Source organism: Paraburkholderia dilworthii (genome assembly GCF_000472525.1).
Lineage (GTDB): Bacteria > Pseudomonadota > Gammaproteobacteria > Burkholderiales > Burkholderiaceae > Paraburkholderia > Paraburkholderia dilworthii.
In genome coordinates this window covers 32577-53476 of the sequence record NZ_AWZT01000041.1, presented here as the reverse complement: position 1 = coordinate 53476, position 20900 = coordinate 32577, and the positions used below count along the sequence as shown (strand labels likewise).

Genomic DNA, 20900 nt, shown 5'->3' with positions numbered 1-20900 from the left:
GAAAACAGAAAGCCCGTTCAAGGCTCGCTGGAGCATCCATGAAAACTCTGTTCTTGCAGGCGCCGTCGTATGACGGCTTCGATGGCGGCGCGGGGTCGCGTTATCAGGCGAAGCGTGAAGTGCGCTCGTTCTGGTATCCGACATGGCTTGCGCAGCCCGCCGCACTCGTGCCCGACAGCCGTGTGCTCGACGCGCCCGCCGATGGTTTGTCGGTCGATGCCACACTCGATATCGCGCAGCAATACGATCTGGTGATCATCCACACCAGCACGCCGTCTTTCCCCACCGACGCGCTTTTCGCGGAAGACCTGAAAAAGCGCAAGCCGTCGATGCTCGTCGGCATGGTAGGCGCCAAGGTCGCGGTGGACCCGCACAACTCGCTAACGGCGAGCGACGCTATCGACTTCGTTTGCCGCGAGGAATTCGACTTCACCTGCGAGGAAGTGGCGGCAGGCAAACCGTTCGCGCAGATTCTGGGTCTCAGCTATCGCGCGGCCGATGGCTCAATCGAGCACAACGCGGCGCGTCCGATTCTCGAGAACATGGACGAACTGCCGTTCGTCGCGCCCGTCTACAAACGCGATCTGAAGATCGACAACTACTTCATCGGCTATCTGAAGCACCCGTATGTGTCGATTTACACGGGACGCGGCTGCCGCTCGAAGTGCACGTTCTGCCTATGGCCGCAAACGGTGGGCGGACATCGCTATCGCACGCGTTCGGTCGAGAACGTGCTGGAAGAAGTGAAGTGGATTCGCGACAACATGCCTGAAGTAAAAGAGATCATGTTCGACGACGACACTTTCACCGACTTCAAGCCGCGCGTCGAGGAAATCGCCCGCGGTCTCGGCAAGCTCGGCGTGACATGGTCGTGCAACGCGAAAGCGAACGTGCCGTATTCGACGCTGAAGATCATGAAGGAAAACGGCCTGCGCCTGCTGCTGGTCGGCTACGAATCCGGCGACGATCAGATTCTGCTGAACATCAAGAAGGGTTTGCGCACCGACATCGCGCGGCGCTTTAGCGCCGACTGCCGCAAGCTCGGCATCAAGATTCACGGCACATTCATTCTGGGTTTGCCCGGCGAAACGCAGCAGACCATTCAGAAGACGATCGAATACGCGAAGCAGATCAACCCGCACACTATTCAGGTGTCGCTCGCTGCTCCTTATCCCGGCACGCGGCTTTACGAGCAGGCGGTTGAAAACGGCTGGCTCGAAGAGAACAAGGTGATCAACCTCGTGAGCAAGGAAGGGGTACAGCTTGCGGCAATCGGCTATCCGCATCTGTCGCGCGAGGAGATTTATCATCAGCTCGAAAACTTCTACAAGCGCTTCTATTTCCGTCCGTCGAAAATCTGGGAAATCGTGCGCGAAATGCTGATGAGTTGGGACATGATGAAACGGCGCTTGCGTGAAGGCGTCGAGTTCTTCCGCTTTCTGCGCGCACACGAGGCGTGAACGGCGCGCATGAGTTCGTCGCCGTCGTCGCTTATGCATGCGCCGCGTGTGCAGTGTTGGGCATCGGCTACACGATCGCGGCGAGCGTGCTGATTGGACGGTTCTTCGCGCGTGCGGCGGCCGAGCCGGGCAGCTTTCCGCCGGTAACGGTCGTGAAGCCGCTGCACGGCAGCGAGAGCGCATTGCTGCACAATCTGTCGAGTTTCTGCGAGCAGCGTTATCCTGGCCCCGTGCAGTTCGTGTTCGGCGTGCACGACCCGGCAGACCTGGCATTGCAAGCCGTCCACGAATTGCAGCGCCTGCATCCGCAAGCGGATATCACGGTCATCGCCGACACCGGCCTGTACGGCCCGAATCGCAAGATCAGCAACATCATCAATATGCTGCCGCACGCGCGGCACGAGGTGCTCGTGTTCGCCGATAGCGATGTCGGCGTCGGGCCCGACTATCTGCGCCACCTCGTCGGCGAACTGGAGAAGCCGGGCGTTGGACTCGTGACATGCGTGTATCGCGGCGAACCCGATCCCGGTTTCTGGCCGCGACTGTCGGCGGCGGCGACTCACTATCAGTTCTTGCCGGGTGTCGTGACCGGTCTCGCGCTCGGCCTCGCGCGGCCTTGCTTTGGGCAGACCATTGCACTGCGGCGGACCACGCTTGAAAAGATCGGCGGCTTCATGCCGTTCGTGCGTCATCTTGCTGAAGACCACGCGATAGGCGAAGCGGTGCGCGCAATCGGCGAGAAAGTGGCGATCCCGCCGTTTGCCGTCTCGCATGCCTGCGTGGAGGTCAGCGCGGCGCAACTCGTCTCGCATGAGTTGCGCTGGAGCCGGACGATACGCAGCGTCGATCCGCTCGGCCATCTGGGCTCGGCGTTGATGCATCCGTTCGCGTTTGCATTGCTCGACGTGGCGTTCTCGGGCGGCGCATCATGGGGTTGGCTGATTGCGGCGCTCGCCATGTCCGCGCGCTTCGTACTGAAGCTCTGCGCCGATCGTGCGTTGCGGCAGACACACAGCGGCCTATGGTTGCTGCCGATATCGGATATCGTTGTGTTTGCCATTTTTATCGCGAGCTTTGGGTCTTCGCGCGTGATGTGGCGCGGGTTCAGCTTCGAGGTGGACGGCGACGGCCTGCTGTCGGCCGCGCGGGACGAGTAGGGATGCATAGCGATGAGCGGCATAAAGTAGCGAACGAAGGGCAGCAATAATGCGCAGGTCTTCTGGACTGAACAACGAGCGGCAAGCCGCGCGCAGGGACGAGGTGTCCGCGTGATGAAGCATCTCGGCCGCCTCGCCGCGCTGACAGGGCTTGTCGCGTCGCTGTGGCTCGTCTGGCAGGACAACCCGGGTGCGGTGCTCGGCGCGCTGCGCGCGGCCGGCGCGGGTCTCGTGCTCGCGGCGCTCGCGCATGTGCTGCCGATGCTGGCGAATGCCTGCGACTGGCGCTCGCTGATTCGCGGTGCGAACCGGCCTCACGTCCTGAACATGCTGCACCTCGTGTGGGTGCGCGAATCCGTCAATAGCATGCTGCCGGTCGCGCGTATCGGCGGAGAAGTCGTGTCGTTTCGCATGCTTCGGCGTTGGGGCGTGCGGCCGTCGACGGCGGTGGCGAGCATCATCGCCGACATGCAGTTGACGGTGATCAGCCAGTTGCTCTTCACGATGGTCGGCATCGGCTTTCTGTTCGCGCATGCGCATTCCGACACGCTGCGTCTCGCCGGGCAACTCGCGTGGGGCGTGGTGGTGCTGACACCGCTGCTGGTACTGTTCGCGCTGGTACAACACGCCAGTCCGTTCGAGCGCATCACGCGCGTGCTGAATCACATGACGAGCGGCAAGCTCGCCGCGCTCGTCGGTCAGTCAGCGCAGATCGATCGGGCAATCAGGTTGATCTGGCGACGCCGCGGCGTCGTGCTGCGCTATCTGTTCTTCTGGCAGCCCCTGCAGTGCTTTCTGACCTCGCTCGAGATCTGGCTCGCGCTGTATTTTCTCGGCGCGCGAGTCACGCTTGTCGAAGCGGTGGTGATCGAGTCGTTGATCCAGGCCATCAGCAGTGCGGCGTTTTTCGTGCCGGGCGGCCTCGGCGTGCAGGAGGGCGGCTTCATACTGATCGGCGGCGCATTGGGCCTCGATCCGTCGACATGTCTGGCGCTTGCGGGCGCACGGCGCATTCGCGATCTGCTGATGTTCGTGCCGGGGCTGATTGCATGGCAGTTTGCGGAGACGTCGAAGCGCGTGCGTGTGCAAAGTTCGACGCCGCGCGTGAGTCCGCCTGCGAGTCCGCGCGTGAGTCCGCATGAGGAACCCAGCACGCATGCAGGCGCGGCTGGCGGTGCGCGGCACGCGCCACTTGCTGAAGGCAGACCACTCGCTGAACACAGCGTCGCTGGCGAAGCGGAGCGCCGTTAGGCGGCGGGCTTCAACCGTTCGGCGGATACGGCCGTATAAGCGGGAAACGATACGTCGACGGCGAGTCCGCGCCCGTTCAGACCGGTGCCGAATCGCACCGTCGCGCCGAAGTGTTGCGCAATGCGCTCGACGATCGACAGGCCGAGGCCGCTGCCCGTCGCCTGGTTGCCGGTTGCGCGAAAGAAGCGGTTCGTGAGACGCGCGAGATCTGCGTGCGCAACGCCGGGACCGTCGTCGCGCACGCTCACCAGAACCTGCTCTTTGTCACGCTGCACCGCGACTTCGATGCTGCCGCCATCGCTTCCGTACTTGATTGCGTTGTCCAGCAGATTGTCAAAAAGAATGCCGATCAGCACGGGCTCTGCATCGATCTCGGCGCGCATATCGCAGTTCAGTGTCACGCGGATATTTTTCTGCTGTGCGTCGCCCGCGTTCGCCAGCAATGCGTTCTTCGCGACGGCGCCAGGCGCAAGCGGCGCCGTCGACAGTTTCTCCTGCATGTCCAGACGCGCGAGCAACAGCAATTGCCCGGCGAGCCGGGCACTGCGATCCACGCCCTGCACGACGCGCTCCATTGCGAGCCGCTGCCGTGCCGGATCGGTTTCGGCGAGCGCCACTTGCGCCTGAACCTTGATCGCGGCAAGCGGCGTCTTCAGTTCATGAGCGGCGTCGGCAGTGAACGCGCGTTCCCGTTCGAACGAATACAACAGCCGCGAGAGCAGTAGATTGAGCGCGTCGACGAGCGGCCTCACCTCGGTCGGCGCATGACCGATATCGACAGGCTCGAGGCGGTTGATGTCGCGCGAACGGATCGCATCGGAGAGCATGCGCAGCGGCGCGAGACTCCAGCCGATGCTGGACCACACGAGCAGCGCGAGCACCGGCAGCGCAATCAGCGCGGGGCGCGCAATGCGGCTCGCGACGCCGCTGACCAGGTCGCTACGGGTGTTGGCCTGCTCGAAGACGCGCACCGTGTGACCCAGCGCCGTGTCCCGCAGCGTGAACGAGTGGTACATCTGGCCGCCGAGCACGACGTCCTGCACGCCGGTGACGGGTGGCACAGGCAGATCCCACGCATTCAGCGCATGCAGGGGCGGGCTGCCGGCAATCACTTCGCCATTGCTCGCACGCACCTGGAACAGCGCGTCGCGCGGCAGCGAGTCGTCGTCGTCGCTGTCGTTCGCACTGGTTTCGCCGCCTCTTTCTTCCTCGCGCACGTCGATGTGGGCGTTGGCGAGCGTGACGAGATTCGACTGGTCGAGCAGCGCGAGCATCTGTGCGAGTTCCGCGAGCCGAGCCTCTTCCCACTCGGCGACTTCGCGGGTGGCCTGACGATAGCTGGACGCAAGCGCGATCGCCCAGACGAGCGCGATGCTGGCGAGCACGAGCAGCATCAGCCGCCGGCGAATGGATGCGCTCATTGACTATTTCTCCACTACGTAGCCGATATTGCGCACGGTTCGTATCAGCTTCGCGCCGAGCTTCTTGCGCAGGTTGGATACGTGCACCTCGATGGCATTGCTTTCGATTTCCTCCTGCCATCCATACAGGCTTTCTTCGAGGCGCGAGCGCGATTGCGGAATGCCCTGGTTGGTCAGCAACTGGATCAGGATGGCCCATTCGCGCGACGTGAGCGACACGCGCGCGCCGGCCACCTCCACCGTTTGAGCTATCGGATTGACGGTGAGCTCGCGATAGCGGATCAGTTCGATGCTGCGGCCTTGCGCGCGTCGCAGCAGGGCGCGGCATCGGGCGATTAGTTCGGTGAGGTCGAACGGCTTGCCGAGATAATCGTCCGCGCCTGCTTCGAGACCGCCGACGCGGTCCACGACCGTGCCGCGCGCGGTCAGCACGAGCACCGGCACGTCATTGCCCGCGTCGCGCAGGCGCTTGAGCAGGTCCATGCCCGACACACGCGGCAGGCCGAGATCGAGCACGACGAGCGCGTAGCTGGTGGTGTCGAGCGCGAGACTGGCTTTGTGGCCGTCGCGCGCCCAGTCGACGGTGAAACCCGCTTGACGCAAACCTGCTTCAATTCCACAGCCGATCAGATCGTCGTCTTCTACGAGGAGTACACGCATTAGGCGGAAATTCCGTTGGGTGTTTTTAGTGTGGCGGTATGCATCGAATAAACATCTTACAAACGCAGCGACGCTGCACGTTCGCACATGAGCCATGCTGTGCGCTAGCTGCGTTATACCGCGTTTTGCTTAAGGTTTCCTTCAGCTTGAATCGATACTATCGCTCATCAACGGCTTACTGTCGCCGGTTGCTCGCGGGGAGCCGCACGATGCGTTCATCAGGCCACGAAACGAAGCCATGAAGCCAGTCACCGTCGATATGCTGCGAGCCCATCTGATGGTGGCCTCACTCACGGCTGTTGTTGCCGACATTCTCGCCTGTATCGTGGTAGCGGCGCTGCCGGGCGCGCGGCACCTGTTTGTCTCGGGGGCTTTCCGGCTCGCTGCGCTTGCAATGGTGGCAGGCGGCGTGATCGTCGCGCGGCAGCTGGCGCAGGCCGCATTCCAGCTTGCCGTCGACGACCGCTATGCGAGCGTCGCAGGCCTTTACGCGCGGCCAGTCGCCGTCGCATCGGATTGCCCGCGGCTTTGGCTCGTCATCTTGCATCTACGCCTTACGGGCACATCGTTCGTCTTGCGCGGGCACTGACGGAATCCGCCAATGATTGCGCACGCATTCACGGTATGCGAATGGACTCTCTTCGCCGGCTGCGTCGCCGCGTCGCTGTATGCGGCGGTGGCGGCAGTGACGATGCTGTTCTTTACCGTTGATGGCCGCATCGCATTTCCCTTTGGCAGTCTCTACAAATCCGCGCTTGCAGTCGATCCGATCAGCCTCGTACACGATGCCGAAGCTGGCGCATCCGGCTCGCGCCCGGGCTGTCTGTTTGCACATGTAGGCGTGAGTGTGCTGAAACCGTTGTGCGGTGCCGAGCCGCGCCTCTACGAGAACTTGCGGACGTTTTGCGAGCAGCGTCACGCGCATTTTCAGCTTGTGCTCGGCGTGTGTTCTCCTAACGATCCCGCGATTGCCGTGGCGCGCCGTTTGCAAGCCGCGTATCCGGCGCTCGATATCGAACTTGCCATCGACACGCGCGTGCATGGCAGCAACCTGAAAGTCAGCAACCTGATCAATATGGCCGAGCGCGCACGTCACGAGGTGATCGTGATTGCCGATAGCGATATCGCTGTGCAGGCCGATTATCTGGAGCGTGTGGCCGCGCCGCTCGCCGATCCGTGCGTCGGTGTTCTCACCTGTCTTTATGTTGCGCAAGGCGTCGGAGGTTTCTGGCCGCGCGTGGGGGCGCTGTTCGTCAACGAATGGTTCGCGCCCTCGGTGCGCGTTGCGCATATAGCCGGATCGCGCCGCTTCGGCTTCGGCGCCACGCTCGCTTTGCGGCGCACGACGCTCGAACGCATCGGCGGTTTCGAGGCCCTTAAAAACTGTCTCGCCGACGACTACTGGCTAGCCGAACGCGTGCGTGCGCTCGGACTACAAACGGTGCTTTCGCGCGTGATGGTGACCACCGACGTCACGGAACCCACGCTTGCAGAACTGTGGCAGCGCGAGACCCGCTGGTTGCGCACGATCCGCTCGGTGAATCCGCTCGGCTTCGCTTTTCTGTTCATCACGTTTCCGACTCCCTGGCTCATTGCTGGCGCATGCCTCTCCCGTGTATTCGCCGCGGGCGCATACGGCGGCCCGCATGGCTGGGCCACCATCGTCGGCGCGGCTGCGGCAACGGGCGGACTGGCCGCGCGTTTGCTGCTGCATGCGCGTGCAGCGCGCCCTGAAGCCGGGTTACGGTGCGCGTTTCCGGGTGCACCAGCGGATTCGCTCGGGCGTGCGTTCTGGCGCGACCTTCCGCTCGTGCCGTTGCGCGATACGTTGCTGTTGTTGCAATGGCTCGTTGCTGCTTTCGGTTCGCACGTGACATGGCGCGGCACGCGGGTTCCCGTCGAAAGTTCGCATTCGACGGCGCCTGCCAGGCAAGTGCGCATGATGGATGTGATGGAGGCGTCCGATGGCGGCTGAACCTCGGATCATCGTGTCGCGTGCATTCGAGCTGCGTGCCGCCGTGCCCCGCGCGCTGATAATCACCGCCGACGACTTCGGCTTGCATCCCCGCGTCAATCTGGCGGTGGAACGCGCGTATCGCCACGGCGTACTGACCGCCGCCAGCCTGATGATCGGCGCGCCTGCCGCAATCGACGCCGTCGAGCGAGCCCGTGCATTGCCGCATCTGCGCGTGGGCCTTCACCTCGTCCTCGCCGAGGGCGACGCGGTGCTGCCGCGCGCGCGCATCCCCGCATTGCTCGACGAGCATGGCCGCTTCGGCAGCAACATGGTCCGCGACGGCGCGCGGTTCTTCTTTCTTCCACACGTGCGCGAGCAGCTCGCATGCGAAATTCACGCGCAGTTCGAGGCGTTTGCAAAGACCGGCCTCGCGCTCGACCACGTCAACACGCACAAGCATTTTCATCTGCATCCGACGGTGCTTGATTTGATCATCGAGATCGGCCGCGAATTCGGCATGAAGGCGATGCGTTTGCCGTTCGAGGCAAATGCGCCGCTTTGGCTTCGACCGTGGATCGCGCGGGTGAGGGCGCGTCTTGAGCGCGCGGGAATTTTTCACAACGACTATGTGGTCGGCATCGCCCGCAGCGGTTGCATGGATGAAGCCGCGTGGCTCGCGGCGCTTGCTTCGCTGCCAGGCGGGGTTGCAGAGATTTACTGCCATCCTGCGATTGCAGGCGAGCGCGCTTTGACCGACGGCATGCGCGATTATCGCCACGCCGATGAGCTCGAGGCGCTGCTGTCGTCGAACGTCGCTTGCGCGCTTCGAGCGCTCGGAGCAAAGCTCGGCGGCTTCACCGACGTGTTCAATGGCTAGCGCTTGCTGTTGCTATTCGATCGAAGCCTCCAGTTCCGACGCACTCGATACCTTGCGTAACTCATCGGCGATCACCGACACCAACGCATCCGCCGCCGCGTTCAAGGGCCGCCGCGGATGCGTCACGCACACGATATGCCGCACGATGCGTGGCGCGAGAATCGGATACGCGCGCAGGCTGCCCTGACGCACTGCGCGCTGCACCGCGATGCGCGGCAGGATGGTCGCAAAGCGCGTGCTTTCCACGAGCTTCACGATCGTACTCAATACGTCGATCTCGAAGCGCGGCGCGAGCAGTACGTCTTCGTGCTGGGCCGCCGTATCGAGCACGCCGCGCAGACCGTGGCGCTTGGTCGGCAGCACGAGTTCGAGTTCGGGAAGCTGTGCGAGCTCGATCGCGTGCGGCAAGTCGGGGCCGTTCGCGGCGCTCGTTACTAGCACCATTTCCTCGTCGAGCAAGGGTTGTGCATCGAGTGAAAGACGCGCGCGCGGTTTGTTGATGAGCGCCGCGTCGAGCTGGCCGCCCGCCACCCAGTCGATGAACGTCGCGCTATAGCCGTCGGCCACCGTCACTTCCACATGCGGATAGCGCGCGTGAAAACGCGACAACGCATCTGCGAGCACGCTTTCCGTCACCGACGCGATCAGCCCGATCGATACGTGCCCGGTTACCACTTCGTCGCGTTGCACGAGTTGCTGCCGCGCGTGAGCGAGGTCGCGCATGATCGGCAGAAAGAGGCGATACATCAGCCGCCCGGCTGCCGTCGGCGCCATGCCGTGCGCGTTGCGCTCGAATAGCTGCTGATGCAGTTCGTCTTCGAGTTTCGCGATCTGCATGCTGAGCGCGGGCTGCACGATATTGAGCCGTTTCGCGGCGCGCGTGACCGAGCCGTCCTCGAACAATGCGATGAAGTACTGGATTTGCCGGAGGTCCATGTTGGTATGAATAAAACATCAGCAAACGTAATGAGCGCGGCGCGGCTTATCACAATACACGCCGCGAGCCCGTAGCGCGCGGCCCATAGTGAACGAGCGAACCTCCGCATGTGCCCTCGCACGCGGGTCAATGATTGATAACCTGCCTACAAACCCCTGTCATTGGTGCTAACACCCATATCATCGGGAATGATTCGAAGCATCAATATTCAATATTAGAAGTTATACGCGGATCTAGTTACGCTTTCGTCATCAACTGGCGCCCCGTTGCGATATGAAGTGGGACAGCAGCGAGGCATGAAGCCAGCCATCGATGGAGACGCAAATGAACACACGCGATGCTGCACCGCACGGCACCTCAGATATGAACTGGACGCGCGCAGGCGAAGCGCTTACGTTGCGCGACTGGCTCGCGCATCTTGCACGTACCGGACGCCTTGCGACGATCGATCGGCCTGTCGCGCTGGAACACGAGCTGGCAGCCATCGCCAAACGCCTCGACGGCACGCAGGCGGCTTTCTTTACGCAAGCAGGCGCTCATCGCATGCCGGTGGTGAGCGGTTTCATGTCCCGGCGCGCGTGGATTGCGGAGGCGCTGGGCGTTGACGAGAGCGAACTGCTCGCGCGCTTTAGCGACGCTGCCGAACATCCGCTCGCATCACGACTTGTCTCGCGGGAAGAAGCGGCGTGCCAGCAGGTCGTGCATACGAAGAACATCGACCTTCACGCGCTGCTGCCGATTCCGACGCACAGCGAACACGATAACGGCCCGTACATCACCGCCGGTCTCGTGATTGCGCGCAATCCGCATACCGGCGTTCAGAACGTGTCGATCAACCGGATCCAGGTGCATGCTCCCGACCGCATGGCGATCCTGCTGTTGCCGCGCCATCTCCATGCGTTCCAAAAGGCGGCCGAAGCGGCGGGTGACGCGCTCGACCTGGCCGTTGCAATCGGCGTCGATCCGCTCACGATGCTCGCGTCGCAAGCCATATCTCCGATCGACTTCGATGAACTGGAGATCGCCGGCGCGTTGCATGGCGCACCGTTGCCGGTAGCGCAATGCGTGAGCAACGGGGTACATGTACCCGCTTTCGCTGAAATCGTGATCGAGGGCCGCATCTTGCCGAACGTGCGCGAGATGGAAGGTCCGTTCGGCGAGTTTCCAAAGTACTACAGCGCTCGGGAAGCACGCGAGGTGATCGAGGTCACTGCCGTCACGCATCGCAAGGAGCCCATCTTTCATACGATCGTGCCGGCCGAAATGGAGCATTTGCTGCTCGGCGCGATTCCCCGCGAGGCGACGCTGCTCGCGCATCTGCAACGCAGTCATCCGAATGTGAAGGACGTGCACCTGTCCGTCGGCGGAGTGTGCCGTTATCACTTGTGGGTACAGTTCGAGAAAAAGCGCGAGGGCGAGGCGAAGAACGTTATTCTGTGCGCGTTCGGCGCGCACTACGACATCAAACAGGTGGTCGTGGTCGATACGGATGTGGACGTGCACGATCCCGCCGAAATTGAATGGGCGATCGCGACGCGCTTCCAGGCCGACCGCGATCTCGTCTTGATCCAAGGCGCGCAAGGCTCGCCGCTCGATCCGTCGACCACCGTCGGCCAGCCCGAGGACGCACCCGCGTATCTTCAGGGCATCAGCGCAAAGATGGGACTCGACGCCACGCGTCCAGTCGCATATGCATCGCACGTGTTCACGCGCGTGCGGATTCCGGGGCAGGACACGGTCGATCTGACCGCGCTCGTCGCGGCTGACAACGCCGCGTTCGACGCTTATCTCGGTGACGGTCATGTCTGACGCGAGGCTCGACGACATCCGGCGAGATATGCGCGCAAGCTGCGCGCAGCGCATCGTCGTGGGCATTTCAGGTGCAAGCGGTGCGCTGATCGGCGTGCGCCTGCTCGCTGCATTGCGCCGTCTGCGCACGCATGAGACGCATCTGATCGTGTCGGCATCGGGCGCGATTACGGCCGCGCAAGAACTCGGCATGACGCGCGGCGATCTGGAAAGCCTGGCCGACGTGGTCTACAACGTGCGCGACATCGGCGCGGCGGTCGCAAGCGGTTCGTTCATCACGGCGGGTATGGTGATCGCGCCGTGCTCGATGAAAACGCTCGCGGGCGTGGCGAACGGTTTCGCCGACAACCTGCTCACGCGCGCCGCCGACGTGATGCTCAAGGAGCGTCGCCGCCTCGTGCTGGTCGCGCGCGAAACGCCGCTGAATCTCGCGCATCTGCGCAACATGACGCACGCGACCGAGATGGGCGCCATCGTGATGCCGCCGGTACCTGCGTTCTACGCGCATCCGAAAACCATCGAAGACGTAGTCGATCACACCGTCGGGCGGATTCTCGATCTGTTCGGTATCGAGCATCGCGAAATCGCGCAACGCTGGAGCGGCCTCGCCGATGAATTCGCGCAACGGCGTGCGGGAGACGATCAATGAACCGGCGAGATCCGCTGAATACTGCCGATATGGCCACACGCGAGCGCGAGGCCGAACCCGCGCAAGGCGCGCAGCGTCATGTGGGGCGCTCGATGCAGCGTCTCGAAGACCCCGCGATTCTCGCAGGCCGCGGTCGTTACGGCGACGATATCGGTGTGCGGCCCGGCACGTTGCATGCGGCCATCTTGCGCTCGCCGCATGCGCATGCGGAACTGCTTGCAATCGACACACAAACCGCTTCGCAACTGCGCGGCGTGCGCGCGATTCTCACACGCGACGACCTGCGTGCCTGGTCGCGCCCGTTCGTGGTCGGCGTGAAATCGCCGATGGAGCAGTGGGCGCTTGCAATGGACCGTGTGCGCTATGTCGGCGAACCGGTGGCGGTGGTGCTGGCCGAATCGCGCGCCATCGCTGAAGATGCGCTCGATCTGATCAAGGTGGAGTACGCGGCACTGGAGCCGGTCACGTCGATTGAAGAAGCTGTCGGCGAGAACGCTGCCGTGCTGCATGAGAAGGTCGGCAGCAACGTGATCAGCGACCGGCATTTCCGCTACGGCGAACCCGAAGCGGCATTCGGGAAAGCGCCGCATCGCGTGAAACTGATCGCGCATTATCCGCGCAATACGTGTGCGCCGATCGAATGCGGCGTCGTGATTGCCGAGTACCTGCCGGGCGACGAAGGTTACGACGTTACGTCGAATTTCATGGGGCCCTTCTCGCTGCACGCGGTGATGGCGATGGCGCTGAACGTGCCCGCGAATCGGCTGCGTCATAAGGCGCCGCGCGATTCGGGCGGCAGCTTCGGCGTGAAGCAGGCGGTGTTTCCGTACGTCGTGCTGATGTGCCTCGCCTCGCGCAAAGCCGGCGCGCCGGTCAAGTGGGTCGAGGACCGGCTCGAGCATCTGAGCGCGGCGACATCCGCCACGGCGCGTTTGTCGACCATCGAAGCGGCAGTCGAAAACGATGGGCGCATCACTGCGCTTTCCTATGATCAACTCGAAGACTGCGGCGCCTATCTGCGCGCGCCGGAGCCCGCAACGTTCTATCGCATGCATGGGTGTCTCACGGGCGCCTATGCAATCGACAATTTACTAGTGCGTAACCGCGTCGTGCTGACGAGCAGGACGCCTACCGGGCTCGTGCGCGGCTTCGGCGGACCGCAGGTGTATTTCGCGCTCGAACGGCTGGTGCAGCGTATTGCGGTCGAACTCGGGCTCGATGTGCTCGACGTGTATCGCCGCAACTTCGTGCGCGCCGATGCGTTTCCGTACCGCGCGGCGGCTGGCGCGCTGCTCGATTCGGGCAATTATCAGGAAGCGTTGCGCCGCGCGCTCGACGAAGGCGGCTATGACGAACTGCACGCGCGTCGCGAGAAGGCACGCAACGAAGGGCGCTTGTACGGCATCGGCTTCTCGGCGATTGTCGAGCCGTCGGTATCGAACATGGGCTACATCACGACCGTGATGCCCGCCGAAGCGCGCCGCAAGGCCGGTCCGAAAAGCGGCGCGATCGCAAGCGCGACGGTCAGCGTCGATTTGCTCGGTGGCGTGGTTGTTACGATCGCATCGACGCCCGCGGGCCAGGGTCACATGACGGTATGCGCACAGGTGGTGGCCGACGTGCTCGGTCTTTCGCCGCACGATATTGCCGTCAACGTCGAATTCGATACGCACAAGGACGCGTGGTCAGTTGCGGCGGGCAATTATTCGAGCCGCTTCGCGGGTGCCGTGGCCGGCACGGTGCATCTCGCTGCGGTGCGCGTGCGCGAGAAGATCGCGCGCATCGTCTCGAAGCAGTTGAACTGCGCGCCGCAAGACATCCGCTTCGAAGGCGGGCGCATTTTTGCCGAAGGCGCGGAAGATCGCGCGCAACCGTTCGGCCGCGTCGCCGCGAATGCGCCGCATTGGGCGCCCGCGTTGCTGCCCGAGGGCGAAGAGCCCGGTTTGCGCGAAACGGTGTTCTGGAATCCGCCGAACATGACGGCGCCCGACGAGAACGACCGCGTGAACACATCGGCGGCCTATGGTTTTGTGATGGACATGTGCGCAGTCGAAGTGGATCGCGCGACGGGCCGCGTGCGCATCGACCGTTATGTGACCGCGCACGACGCCGGCACGCTGCTCAATCCCGCGCTCGCCGACGGCCAGGTGCGCGGCGCGTTCGCGCAAGGAGTTGGCGCAGCGCTCATGGAAGAGTTCCGCTATGGCGCGGACGGCAGCTTTCAGTCGGGGACGCTCGCCGATTATCTGATGCCGACCGCGTGCGAAGTGCCCGATCCGGTGATCGTGCATATGGAAACGCCGTCGCCGTTCACGCCGCTTGGCGCAAAGGGGCTCGGTGAGGGCAACAACATGAGCACGCCGCCTTGCATTGCAAATGCGGTGGCCGATGCGCTCGGCGTCGAAGACATCCGTTTGCCGCTGACGCCGTCGAAAGTGATGACGCTCATCGGCATCGACGACCCCGAGCCGTCGCGGCCCGAGTTGCGCGAAGCGCCAGCACCGAAGAACGCGGCGATGTCCGGCGGCGGCAAGGCACTGACCGCGCAAGGCAGCGTGGATTTGCCCGCGACGCCCGAAGCCGTGTTTGCGGTGCTGCTCGATCCTAAAGCGCTGGCGAAAGTGATTCCCGGCTGCCACGCGCTCGAAGCCGAAAGTCCGAATCAATATCGCGCGGACGTTACGGTGGGCGTCGGCATGATCAAGGCGCGTTTCGAAGCCAGGATCGGTTTGTCGGAGATCGACGCACCGCACCGGTTGCGGCTTGCGGGCGCGGGCATGTCCTCGCTCGGCAGCGCGCGCGGCAGCGGTCTTGTCGAACTGACGCCCATCGCGAACGGTACGCGGCTTTCCTACGACTACGAGGCGCAGGTCTCGGGCAAGGTCGCGGCAGTCGGCGCACGCATGCTCGAAGGCGCGGCCAAGGTCGTGTTGCGTCAACTGTTCGAATCGTTGGGGCGCCAGGCCGCTGGCAAGCCGCTCGACACGTCTGCCGACAATTCCGTTGACGGCGGCGGTTCGTGGTTGACGCGCCTGTTGTCGACCTTCTTGACCCGTTTCAGGAGGCAGCGATGAAACCCGCACCGTTCGATTACCTGCGCGCGATAACCGCGCAGCATGCGCTCGACGCACTGGCGCAACATGGCGAAGACGCACGCGTGCTCGCCGGCGGCCAATCGCTGATGGCCGTGCTGAACATGCGTCTCGCGCAGCCGCAAATGCTGATCGATATTTCGCGCACCGGCGAACTGGACTCGGTGCGCGTCGACCGCAAGGCCGGTTCGTTGACGGTAGGTGCGGCGGCGACGCAAGGCAGCGTCGAGTGGCGCGCGTCGCTGCGCGAAGAAGTGCCATTGCTGGCGATGGCTTTTCCGCATATCTCGCACTTTCAGATCCGTAATCGCGGCACCGTATGCGGCTCGATCGCGCATGCGGACCCGAGCGCCGAACTGCCGCTCGTGCTGAGCGCGCTCGGCGGCGACGTGATGTTGCGCTCGAAAAAGAAGCCACGCGTGCTGCCTGCCGACGCGTTTTTCCAAGGCATGTTGATGACCGCGCGCGAGCCCGACGAACTCGTCGAAGCCGTGCGTTTCCCGCTCAAGCGCGAAGGCGAGCGTTATGGCTTCGCGGAATTCTCGGCACGTCACGGCGATTTCGCGATTGTCGCGTGTGCCGCGGTCGTCACCGACGATGCGATCCGTCTCGCGGTGGGCGGCGTAGCGGACCGGCCGGTGGTCGAGCAATGGCCGCGTCTGCGTGGAGACGATTTGCGCGCAGCGTTGAACGATTTGAGCTGGAAGCTTGGCGCGCAGGACAACGCGCATATCAGTGCGAGCTATCGCCGGCATCTGGTCCGGCAACTCGGATGGCGCGTGATCGAGGAGGCGAAGTGAGCAACACATCGAATAGCAACGGTACACAACGGATGCCGCAAGTCGTGCGGCGAGACGAACGGCAGTGCGTGACGCTCACGCTCAATGGCCGCGAACGCAACGGCTATTGCGAGTCGCGCGAGCTGCTGTCGGACTTCATCCGTCATGAACTTGGCGCGACGGGCACGCACGTCGGCTGCGAACACGGCGTGTGCGGCGCATGCACTGTTCAGGTCGACGGCGTCGCCGCGCGTTCCTGTCTGATGCTGGCCGTGCAAGCGCAAGGGCGGCGCATCGACACTGTTGAAGGCCTTGCACCGGACATGGTGTTGGGCGATCTGCAAGAGGCGTTTCAACGCCATCATGCATTGCAATGCGGCTTTTGCACGGCGGGCATCCTGATGTCATGCGCCGACTATCTGCAACGCGTGCCTGACCCGAGCGAAGCGCAGGTGCGCGAGATGCTGTCCGGCCACCTGTGCCGCTGTACCGGCTATACGCCGATCGTCGCGGCCGTACTCGACGTGGCCGCGCGCCGCCGGCATCGCAACGAAACGGGCGACGCGCTGGAGGCGAGCCATGCTTGACCTTGGGCGAACTTTTTTGCAAAGCGTGGAGCGCAGCCCCAACGCGTTGGCGCTCGTCGACGGCGAGCTTGCGCTGACGTATGCGCAGTGGCACCGCATGGTCGCGGTTGTGGCCGACGGTTTGCGCGGGCTTGGCCTCGCGCACGGCGACCGGCTGCTGGCCGTGCTGCAAAACCGCTGGGAAATGGCGACACTGCATTGGGCCTGTCAGTTTGCGGGCATCGTCATGGTGCCGTTGAACTGGCGTGCAAAACCCGAGGAGCTCGATTACTGCGTGAGCGACGCGGGCGCGAAGGCAATCGTCTACGAGCCGGTGTGCGCAGAGGCGGTGATGCAAAGTCCCGCAGCGCAACGTGTGCCGCGTATCGGACTCGACGATGCGCCTGGCCGCAGCGCGGGCTTCGACAGTTTGCTGACGGAGCATGCGGGCAGTGAGCTGTCCAACGCACATGCTCATGCGCAAGCCCATACCCATGCCAACGCGGACGATTATTCGCTGATCCTCTACACATCGGGCACGACGGGCAAGGCGAAGGGCGTGCCGCGGCGTCATCGGCACGAACGCGCGGCGGCGCTCGCGCATGTCGCTCAGAATCTCTATCGTCACGGCGAATGCACGCTCGGCGTGATGCCGCTTTATCACACGATGGGCGTGCGCTCGCTGCTCGCAATGGGCCTCGTGGATGGCACGTTCGTCTGCGTGCGCCGCTGGAATGCGCGTTTTGCGCTTGAGGCCATCGCGCGGCACAAGGTTACGTGTCTCTATCTCGTGCCGACGCTTTATCACGATCTGCTTGGCGATCCTGACTTTGCCTCCACTGATACATCCACGGTGACCAAGCTCGGCTTTGCCGGCGCGCCGATGAACGACGGTCTGCTCAAGCGCCTGTCGGCGGCGTTCGAACCGGAACTGTTCGTCAATCACTATGGCTCATCCGAGGTCTACACGTTCAGCATCGATCAGGACGCGACGAAAAAACCGGGCAGCGCGGGACGCGCGGGCATCAACACGCGTCTGCGAGTCGTGAAGCTCGACGCCGGCACGCCAGACGATCTTGCGGAAGTCGGCGAGGAAGGCCAGATCATCGTGGACCTGCTTGGCGACGAAGCATTCGAAGGCTACTGGAACCGGCCGGACGCGAATGCGAAATCGCTGCGCGACGGCTGGTACTTCACGGGCGACACGGGTTTTATCGACAGCGAAGGCGATCTTTTCGTGTCCGGCCGCGTCGACGACATGATCATCAGCGGCGGCGAAAACATTTCGCCGGTCGATATCGAGTCGGTGCTCTCACTGCATCCGGCAGTCGACGACGTCGCGGTGGCCGGCGTGAAGGACGAACGCTGGGGCCAGCGCGTGGTGGCCTTCATCAAACGGCGCGAATACGTCGACGCCGAAACGCTCGATGCGTACTGCCGCACATCGGACCTCGTCAACTTCAAGCGTCCGCGCGAATACGTGTTCGTCGACGACATACCGAAGTCGCCGGTCGGCAAGATTCTGCGCCGCAAGCTGTCCGCAGGCGAATACTTGCGAGACGAGCGTGGCGGCGAGCGCGGCGAAACTATTCAGAAGCACACAGAAATCAACAAGGAGTGACTTTCATGACCGAGCTGACCCACCGCGGCCAGAGCCTGCTGCAAGACCTCGACGGCTTTTCTATCGAGCTCGATGCCGAACGCGAGCGCGCCGACATCGTTCTGCACCGGCCGCCGTTCAACGTGATTTCGATGCATGCGCGCGACCAGTTGCGCGCGGCCTTCGAGGCGCTCGACGAAGACGAACGTGTGCGCGTGATCGTGGTGCGCGCCAACGGCGAACATTTTTCGAGCGGCGGCGACATCAGGGGCTTTCTCGAAGCGTCGCCGGAACATGTGTCGACACTTGCGTGGAATATCGCTGCGCCAGCCCGCTGCTCGAAGCCGGTGATCGCCGCTAACCGTGGCTTCTGCTTCGGCGTGGGTTTCGAACTGTCGCTCGCGTGCGATTTTCGTATTGCCACCGACACCACTTTCTACGCGTTGCCCGAACAGAAGCTTGGCCAGATTCCAGGCTCGGGCGGATCGGCGCGCTTGCAGCAGATGGTCGGCATCGGCCGCACGAAGGACATCGTGATGCGCTCGCGCCGCATCCCCGGCAAGCAGGCCTACGAGTGGGGCATCGCGGTGGAGTGCGTCGCCGACGCGCAACTGGAAGCCGCCACCGATGCGCTCGTCGATGAACTGCGCGCGTTTTCGCCTCTCGCGCAGCGAACCGCAAAGAAGTTGCTCAACGATACCGAGGACGCGCCGCTGTCGATCGCAATCGAACTCGAAGGGCATTGCTACAGCCGCTTGCGTACATCGGACGATTTTCGCGAGGGCGTGGAGGCGTTTCATGGCAAGCGCAAGCCGGTGTTTCGCGGCAGCTGAGCGGCAACTGAGCACTAGTTAAGCGGAAATTAAGCGGCAATTAAGCGGCGCTGAACGACTCGCGAGCCCAAAGCACATAAAACGATTCAAGGAGACACGCAGATGGAACACTTCGATTACGTGATCGTCGGTGGCGGATCGGCGGGGTGCGTGCTCGCGCAGCGCCTCTCTGCTGTACCGTCGCTGCGCGTCGCGCTGATCGAAGCCGGCGCGGACACGCCGCCGGGCCGCGTGCCCTCCGAGATTCTCGACAGTTATCCGATGCCGGTGTTTTGCGGCGACACGTACATCTGGCCTGAATTGAAGGCGCGCGCGACGCGCGATTCGGCGCCGCGCGTCTACGAACAGGGCCGCGTGATGGGTGGCGGCTCCAGCATCAATGTGCAGTCGGCCAATCGCGGTTTGCCGCGCGACTACGACGACTGGGTGGCAAACGGCGCGAGCGGCTGGAGTTGGCAGGACGTGCTGCCGTATTTTCGCAAGCTCGAACGCGATGTCGATTTTCCCGATGGTGAACTGCACGGCAAAGACGGGCCGGTGCCGATCCGGCGCATCATGCCCGCCGATTGGCCGCCGTTCTGCGATGCGTTCGCGACCGGCATGCGCAAGAACGGAATCGCGGCACTGCGCGACCAGAATGCGGAATTCGGCGACGGCTTTTTTCCCGCCGCATTCTCGAATCTCGACGACCGTCGCGTATCCACAGCCATCGCGTATCTCGACGAGGCCACGCGGAAGCGGGGCAATTTGCATATCCATGCCGGGCTGCGAGTGGAACGCATCGTGATGGAAGGACGCGCGGCGCGTGGTGTGGTTGCGCTTGCACGCAACGGCGAGCGCGTGCATTTCAACGCGAACGAAGTGGTGCTGAGCGCGGGCGCGCTGCAATCGCCGGCGATGTTGATGCGCGCGGGCATCGGCGCAAAGGCCGAACTGAATGCGCTCGGCATCGACTGTGTAATCGATCTGCCGGGTGTGGGCCGCAATCTGCAGGACCATCCGTCGCTCACGTTCTGCCACTTTCTCGAGCCGCGATTGCGCATGCCCTTGTCGCGGCGACGCGCGAGCATGACGGCCGCGCGCCTGAGTTCGGGGATTGCCGGCGGTGAAGCGTCGGACCTGTATCTGTCGAGTGCGACCCGCGCGGCCTGGCATGAACTCGGCAACCGGCTGGGCCTCTTTTTTCTTTGGTGCAACCGTCCTGACTCGCGCGGCCGCGTGCAACTCGTTTGCGCCGATGCCGCCGTGCCGCCGCGCGTCGATCTGAATCTGCTCGACGACCCGCGCGATGTCGCGCGGCTTGTTTGCGGCGTGCGGATGCTTGCGCAAATCGTCGCGGCCTCCGGTCTTGGCGGAGACTCGCGCGACTTCTTTCCCGCTGCGTTTTCACCGCGCGTCAAAGCGCTAAGCCGTGTCGGCAAGGGTAATGCGCTGCTGACGTCACTGCTCGGCCGCTTGCTCGATGCGCCTGCGCCGCTGCGGCGCAGGTTGATCGAACGCTTCTTCACGCGTGGTCAGCGTCTCGCGAATCTGCTCGCCGATCAGGCCGCGCTCGAAGATTTCATTCGTGCGAACGTGTTCGGCGTCTGGCATGCGAGCGGCACCTGCCGCATGGGCGACGCGAACGACCCGGCAGCCGTCACCGATACCGCGGGCAGCGTGCGCGGCGCGCACGGCTTGCGCGTGGTCGACGCGTCGTTGATGCCGCGCCTGCCGTCTGCGAATACGAATATCCCAACCATCATGATGGCCGAGAAGATCGCCGACACGATGCTCGCGCGGCGTCTCGCCGAGCGCGCCGGCGATGCATTGCGTGCGGCGCCGGTTGTCGCCACGCATTCCTGAACGTTTC

Annotated in this window: 17 protein-coding genes; 14 read left to right on the top strand and 3 right to left on the bottom strand. The window is 63.6% G+C overall.

Features of this window, described 5'->3' with window-relative positions; translation table 11 throughout:
• Positions 1–38 precede the first annotated feature (38 nt).
• The 3 genes from hpnJ (at position 39) to F759_RS0127340 (ending at position 3868) form a co-directional block, all read left to right on the top strand.
• Positions 39–1460 (top strand): hopanoid biosynthesis associated radical SAM protein HpnJ, encoded by a 1422-nt coding sequence (gene hpnJ / locus F759_RS0127350; protein ID WP_027802668.1) that lies wholly within the window; start codon positions 39–41, stop codon positions 1458–1460.
• Complete coding sequence (gene hpnI, locus F759_RS0127345) at positions 1457–2617, top strand: bacteriohopanetetrol glucosamine biosynthesis glycosyltransferase HpnI (RefSeq protein ID WP_027802667.1); 1161 nt, start codon at positions 1457–1459, stop codon at positions 2615–2617. Before hpnJ ends, hpnI (F759_RS0127345) begins: the two co-directional genes overlap by 4 nt.
• A 114-nt stretch (positions 2618–2731) precedes the next feature.
• Positions 2732–3868, top strand: coding sequence for a lysylphosphatidylglycerol synthase domain-containing protein (locus F759_RS0127340; RefSeq protein ID WP_036025372.1), 1137 nt, complete (start codon positions 2732–2734; stop codon positions 3866–3868).
• Here F759_RS0127340 and F759_RS0127335 read toward each other — a convergent pair.
• Together F759_RS0127335 and F759_RS0127330 are read right to left on the bottom strand one after the other, a co-directional pair.
• Entirely contained in the window at positions 3865–5289 is a 1425-nt protein-coding gene (locus tag F759_RS0127335; RefSeq protein ID WP_027802665.1) for an ATP-binding protein, read from the bottom strand. The two genes, F759_RS0127340 and F759_RS0127335, sit on opposite strands and share 4 nt — an antisense overlap.
• A gap of 3 nt (positions 5290–5292) precedes the next feature.
• Positions 5293–5949 (bottom strand): response regulator, encoded by a 657-nt coding sequence (locus F759_RS0127330; protein ID WP_027802664.1) that lies wholly within the window; start codon positions 5947–5949, stop codon positions 5293–5295.
• Between the two features lie 238 nt (positions 5950–6187).
• On the opposite strand from F759_RS0127330, the gene F759_RS0127325 reads away from it, so the two are divergent.
• The 3 genes from F759_RS0127325 to hpnK are packed head-to-tail and all read left to right on the top strand — an operon-like array spanning position 6188 to position 8783.
• Complete coding sequence (locus tag F759_RS0127325; RefSeq protein ID WP_027802663.1) at positions 6188–6538, top strand: hypothetical protein; 351 nt, start codon at positions 6188–6190, stop codon at positions 6536–6538.
• A 12-nt stretch (positions 6539–6550) separates the two neighbouring features.
• Entirely contained in the window at positions 6551–7924 is a 1374-nt protein-coding gene (gene hpnI, locus F759_RS0127320) for a bacteriohopanetetrol glucosamine biosynthesis glycosyltransferase HpnI (RefSeq protein WP_027802662.1), read from the top strand.
• Positions 7914–8783 carry a hopanoid biosynthesis-associated protein HpnK gene (gene hpnK / locus F759_RS0127315; protein ID WP_027802661.1) on the top strand — a complete coding sequence of 290 codons (870 nt, stop codon included), beginning with the start codon at positions 7914–7916 and terminating at the stop codon, positions 8781–8783. The genes hpnI (F759_RS0127320) and hpnK overlap by 11 nt, the downstream gene beginning before the upstream one ends.
• A gap of 12 nt (positions 8784–8795) precedes the next feature.
• Here hpnK and F759_RS0127310 read toward each other — a convergent pair whose 3' ends face one another.
• Positions 8796–9719, bottom strand: a complete 924-nt coding sequence (locus F759_RS0127310; protein ID WP_027802660.1) for a LysR family transcriptional regulator — start codon at positions 9717–9719, stop codon at positions 8796–8798.
• Between the two features lie 325 nt (positions 9720–10044).
• Between F759_RS0127310 and F759_RS0127305 the strand changes: the two genes are divergently transcribed.
• From F759_RS0127305 to F759_RS0127270, 8 genes are all read left to right on the top strand, one after another.
• Positions 10045–11529 carry a UbiD family decarboxylase gene (locus F759_RS0127305; protein WP_027802659.1) on the top strand — a complete coding sequence of 495 codons (1485 nt, stop codon included), beginning with the start codon at positions 10045–10047 and terminating at the stop codon, positions 11527–11529.
• Positions 11522–12178: a UbiX family flavin prenyltransferase gene (locus tag F759_RS0127300; RefSeq protein ID WP_244438923.1), complete on the top strand. Its 657-nt coding sequence runs from the start codon at positions 11522–11524 to the stop codon at positions 12176–12178. Before F759_RS0127305 ends, F759_RS0127300 begins: the two co-directional genes overlap by 8 nt.
• Positions 12175–15252, top strand: coding sequence for a xanthine dehydrogenase family protein molybdopterin-binding subunit (locus F759_RS0127295; protein ID WP_027802657.1), 3078 nt, complete (start codon positions 12175–12177; stop codon positions 15250–15252). Before F759_RS0127300 ends, F759_RS0127295 begins: the two co-directional genes overlap by 4 nt.
• Complete coding sequence (locus F759_RS0127290; protein WP_027802656.1) at positions 15249–16070, top strand: FAD binding domain-containing protein; 822 nt, start codon at positions 15249–15251, stop codon at positions 16068–16070. Before F759_RS0127295 ends, F759_RS0127290 begins: the two co-directional genes overlap by 4 nt.
• A gap of 32 nt (positions 16071–16102) precedes the next feature.
• Positions 16103–16636 carry a (2Fe-2S)-binding protein gene (locus F759_RS0127285; RefSeq protein ID WP_027802655.1) on the top strand — a complete coding sequence of 178 codons (534 nt, stop codon included), beginning with the start codon at positions 16103–16105 and terminating at the stop codon, positions 16634–16636.
• Positions 16629–18236, top strand: a complete 1608-nt coding sequence (locus tag F759_RS0127280; RefSeq protein WP_027802654.1) for an AMP-binding protein — start codon at positions 16629–16631, stop codon at positions 18234–18236. Before F759_RS0127285 ends, F759_RS0127280 begins: the two co-directional genes overlap by 8 nt.
• Before the next feature lie 5 nt (positions 18237–18241).
• Positions 18242–19048, top strand: coding sequence for an enoyl-CoA hydratase/isomerase family protein (locus F759_RS0127275; RefSeq protein WP_027802653.1), 807 nt, complete (start codon positions 18242–18244; stop codon positions 19046–19048).
• A 102-nt stretch (positions 19049–19150) separates the two neighbouring features.
• Positions 19151–20893, top strand: coding sequence for a GMC family oxidoreductase (locus tag F759_RS0127270; RefSeq protein WP_027802652.1), 1743 nt, complete (start codon positions 19151–19153; stop codon positions 20891–20893).
• The last annotated feature ends 7 nt before the right edge of the window (positions 20894–20900 follow it).

Excerpts from the sequence above, each read along its gene's own strand:
- hpnJ (WP_027802668.1), top strand. The coding sequence starts at position 39 with ATGAAAACTCTGTTCTTGCAGGCGCCGTCGTATGACGGCTTCGATGGC.
- F759_RS0127340 (WP_036025372.1), top strand. The coding sequence starts at position 2,732 with ATGAAGCATCTCGGCCGCCTCGCCGCGCTGACAGGGCTTGTCGCGTCG.
- F759_RS0127335 (WP_027802665.1), bottom strand. The coding sequence starts at position 5,289 with ATGAGCGCATCCATTCGCCGGCGGCTGATGCTGCTCGTGCTCGCCAGC.
- F759_RS0127330 (WP_027802664.1), bottom strand. The coding sequence starts at position 5,949 with ATGCGTGTACTCCTCGTAGAAGACGACGATCTGATCGGCTGTGGAATT.
- F759_RS0127325 (WP_027802663.1), top strand. The coding sequence starts at position 6,188 with ATGAAGCCAGTCACCGTCGATATGCTGCGAGCCCATCTGATGGTGGCC.
- hpnI (WP_027802662.1), top strand. The coding sequence starts at position 6,551 with ATGATTGCGCACGCATTCACGGTATGCGAATGGACTCTCTTCGCCGGC.
- hpnK (WP_027802661.1), top strand. The coding sequence starts at position 7,914 with ATGGCGGCTGAACCTCGGATCATCGTGTCGCGTGCATTCGAGCTGCGT.
- F759_RS0127310 (WP_027802660.1), bottom strand. The coding sequence starts at position 9,719 with ATGGACCTCCGGCAAATCCAGTACTTCATCGCATTGTTCGAGGACGGC.
- F759_RS0127305 (WP_027802659.1), top strand. The coding sequence starts at position 10,045 with ATGAACACACGCGATGCTGCACCGCACGGCACCTCAGATATGAACTGG.
- F759_RS0127300 (WP_244438923.1), top strand. The coding sequence starts at position 11,522 with ATGTCTGACGCGAGGCTCGACGACATCCGGCGAGATATGCGCGCAAGC.
- F759_RS0127295 (WP_027802657.1), top strand. The coding sequence starts at position 12,175 with ATGAACCGGCGAGATCCGCTGAATACTGCCGATATGGCCACACGCGAG.
- F759_RS0127290 (WP_027802656.1), top strand. The coding sequence starts at position 15,249 with ATGAAACCCGCACCGTTCGATTACCTGCGCGCGATAACCGCGCAGCAT.
- F759_RS0127285 (WP_027802655.1), top strand. The coding sequence starts at position 16,103 with ATGCCGCAAGTCGTGCGGCGAGACGAACGGCAGTGCGTGACGCTCACG.
- F759_RS0127280 (WP_027802654.1), top strand. The coding sequence starts at position 16,629 with ATGCTTGACCTTGGGCGAACTTTTTTGCAAAGCGTGGAGCGCAGCCCC.
- F759_RS0127275 (WP_027802653.1), top strand. The coding sequence starts at position 18,242 with ATGACCGAGCTGACCCACCGCGGCCAGAGCCTGCTGCAAGACCTCGAC.
- F759_RS0127270 (WP_027802652.1), top strand. The coding sequence starts at position 19,151 with ATGGAACACTTCGATTACGTGATCGTCGGTGGCGGATCGGCGGGGTGC.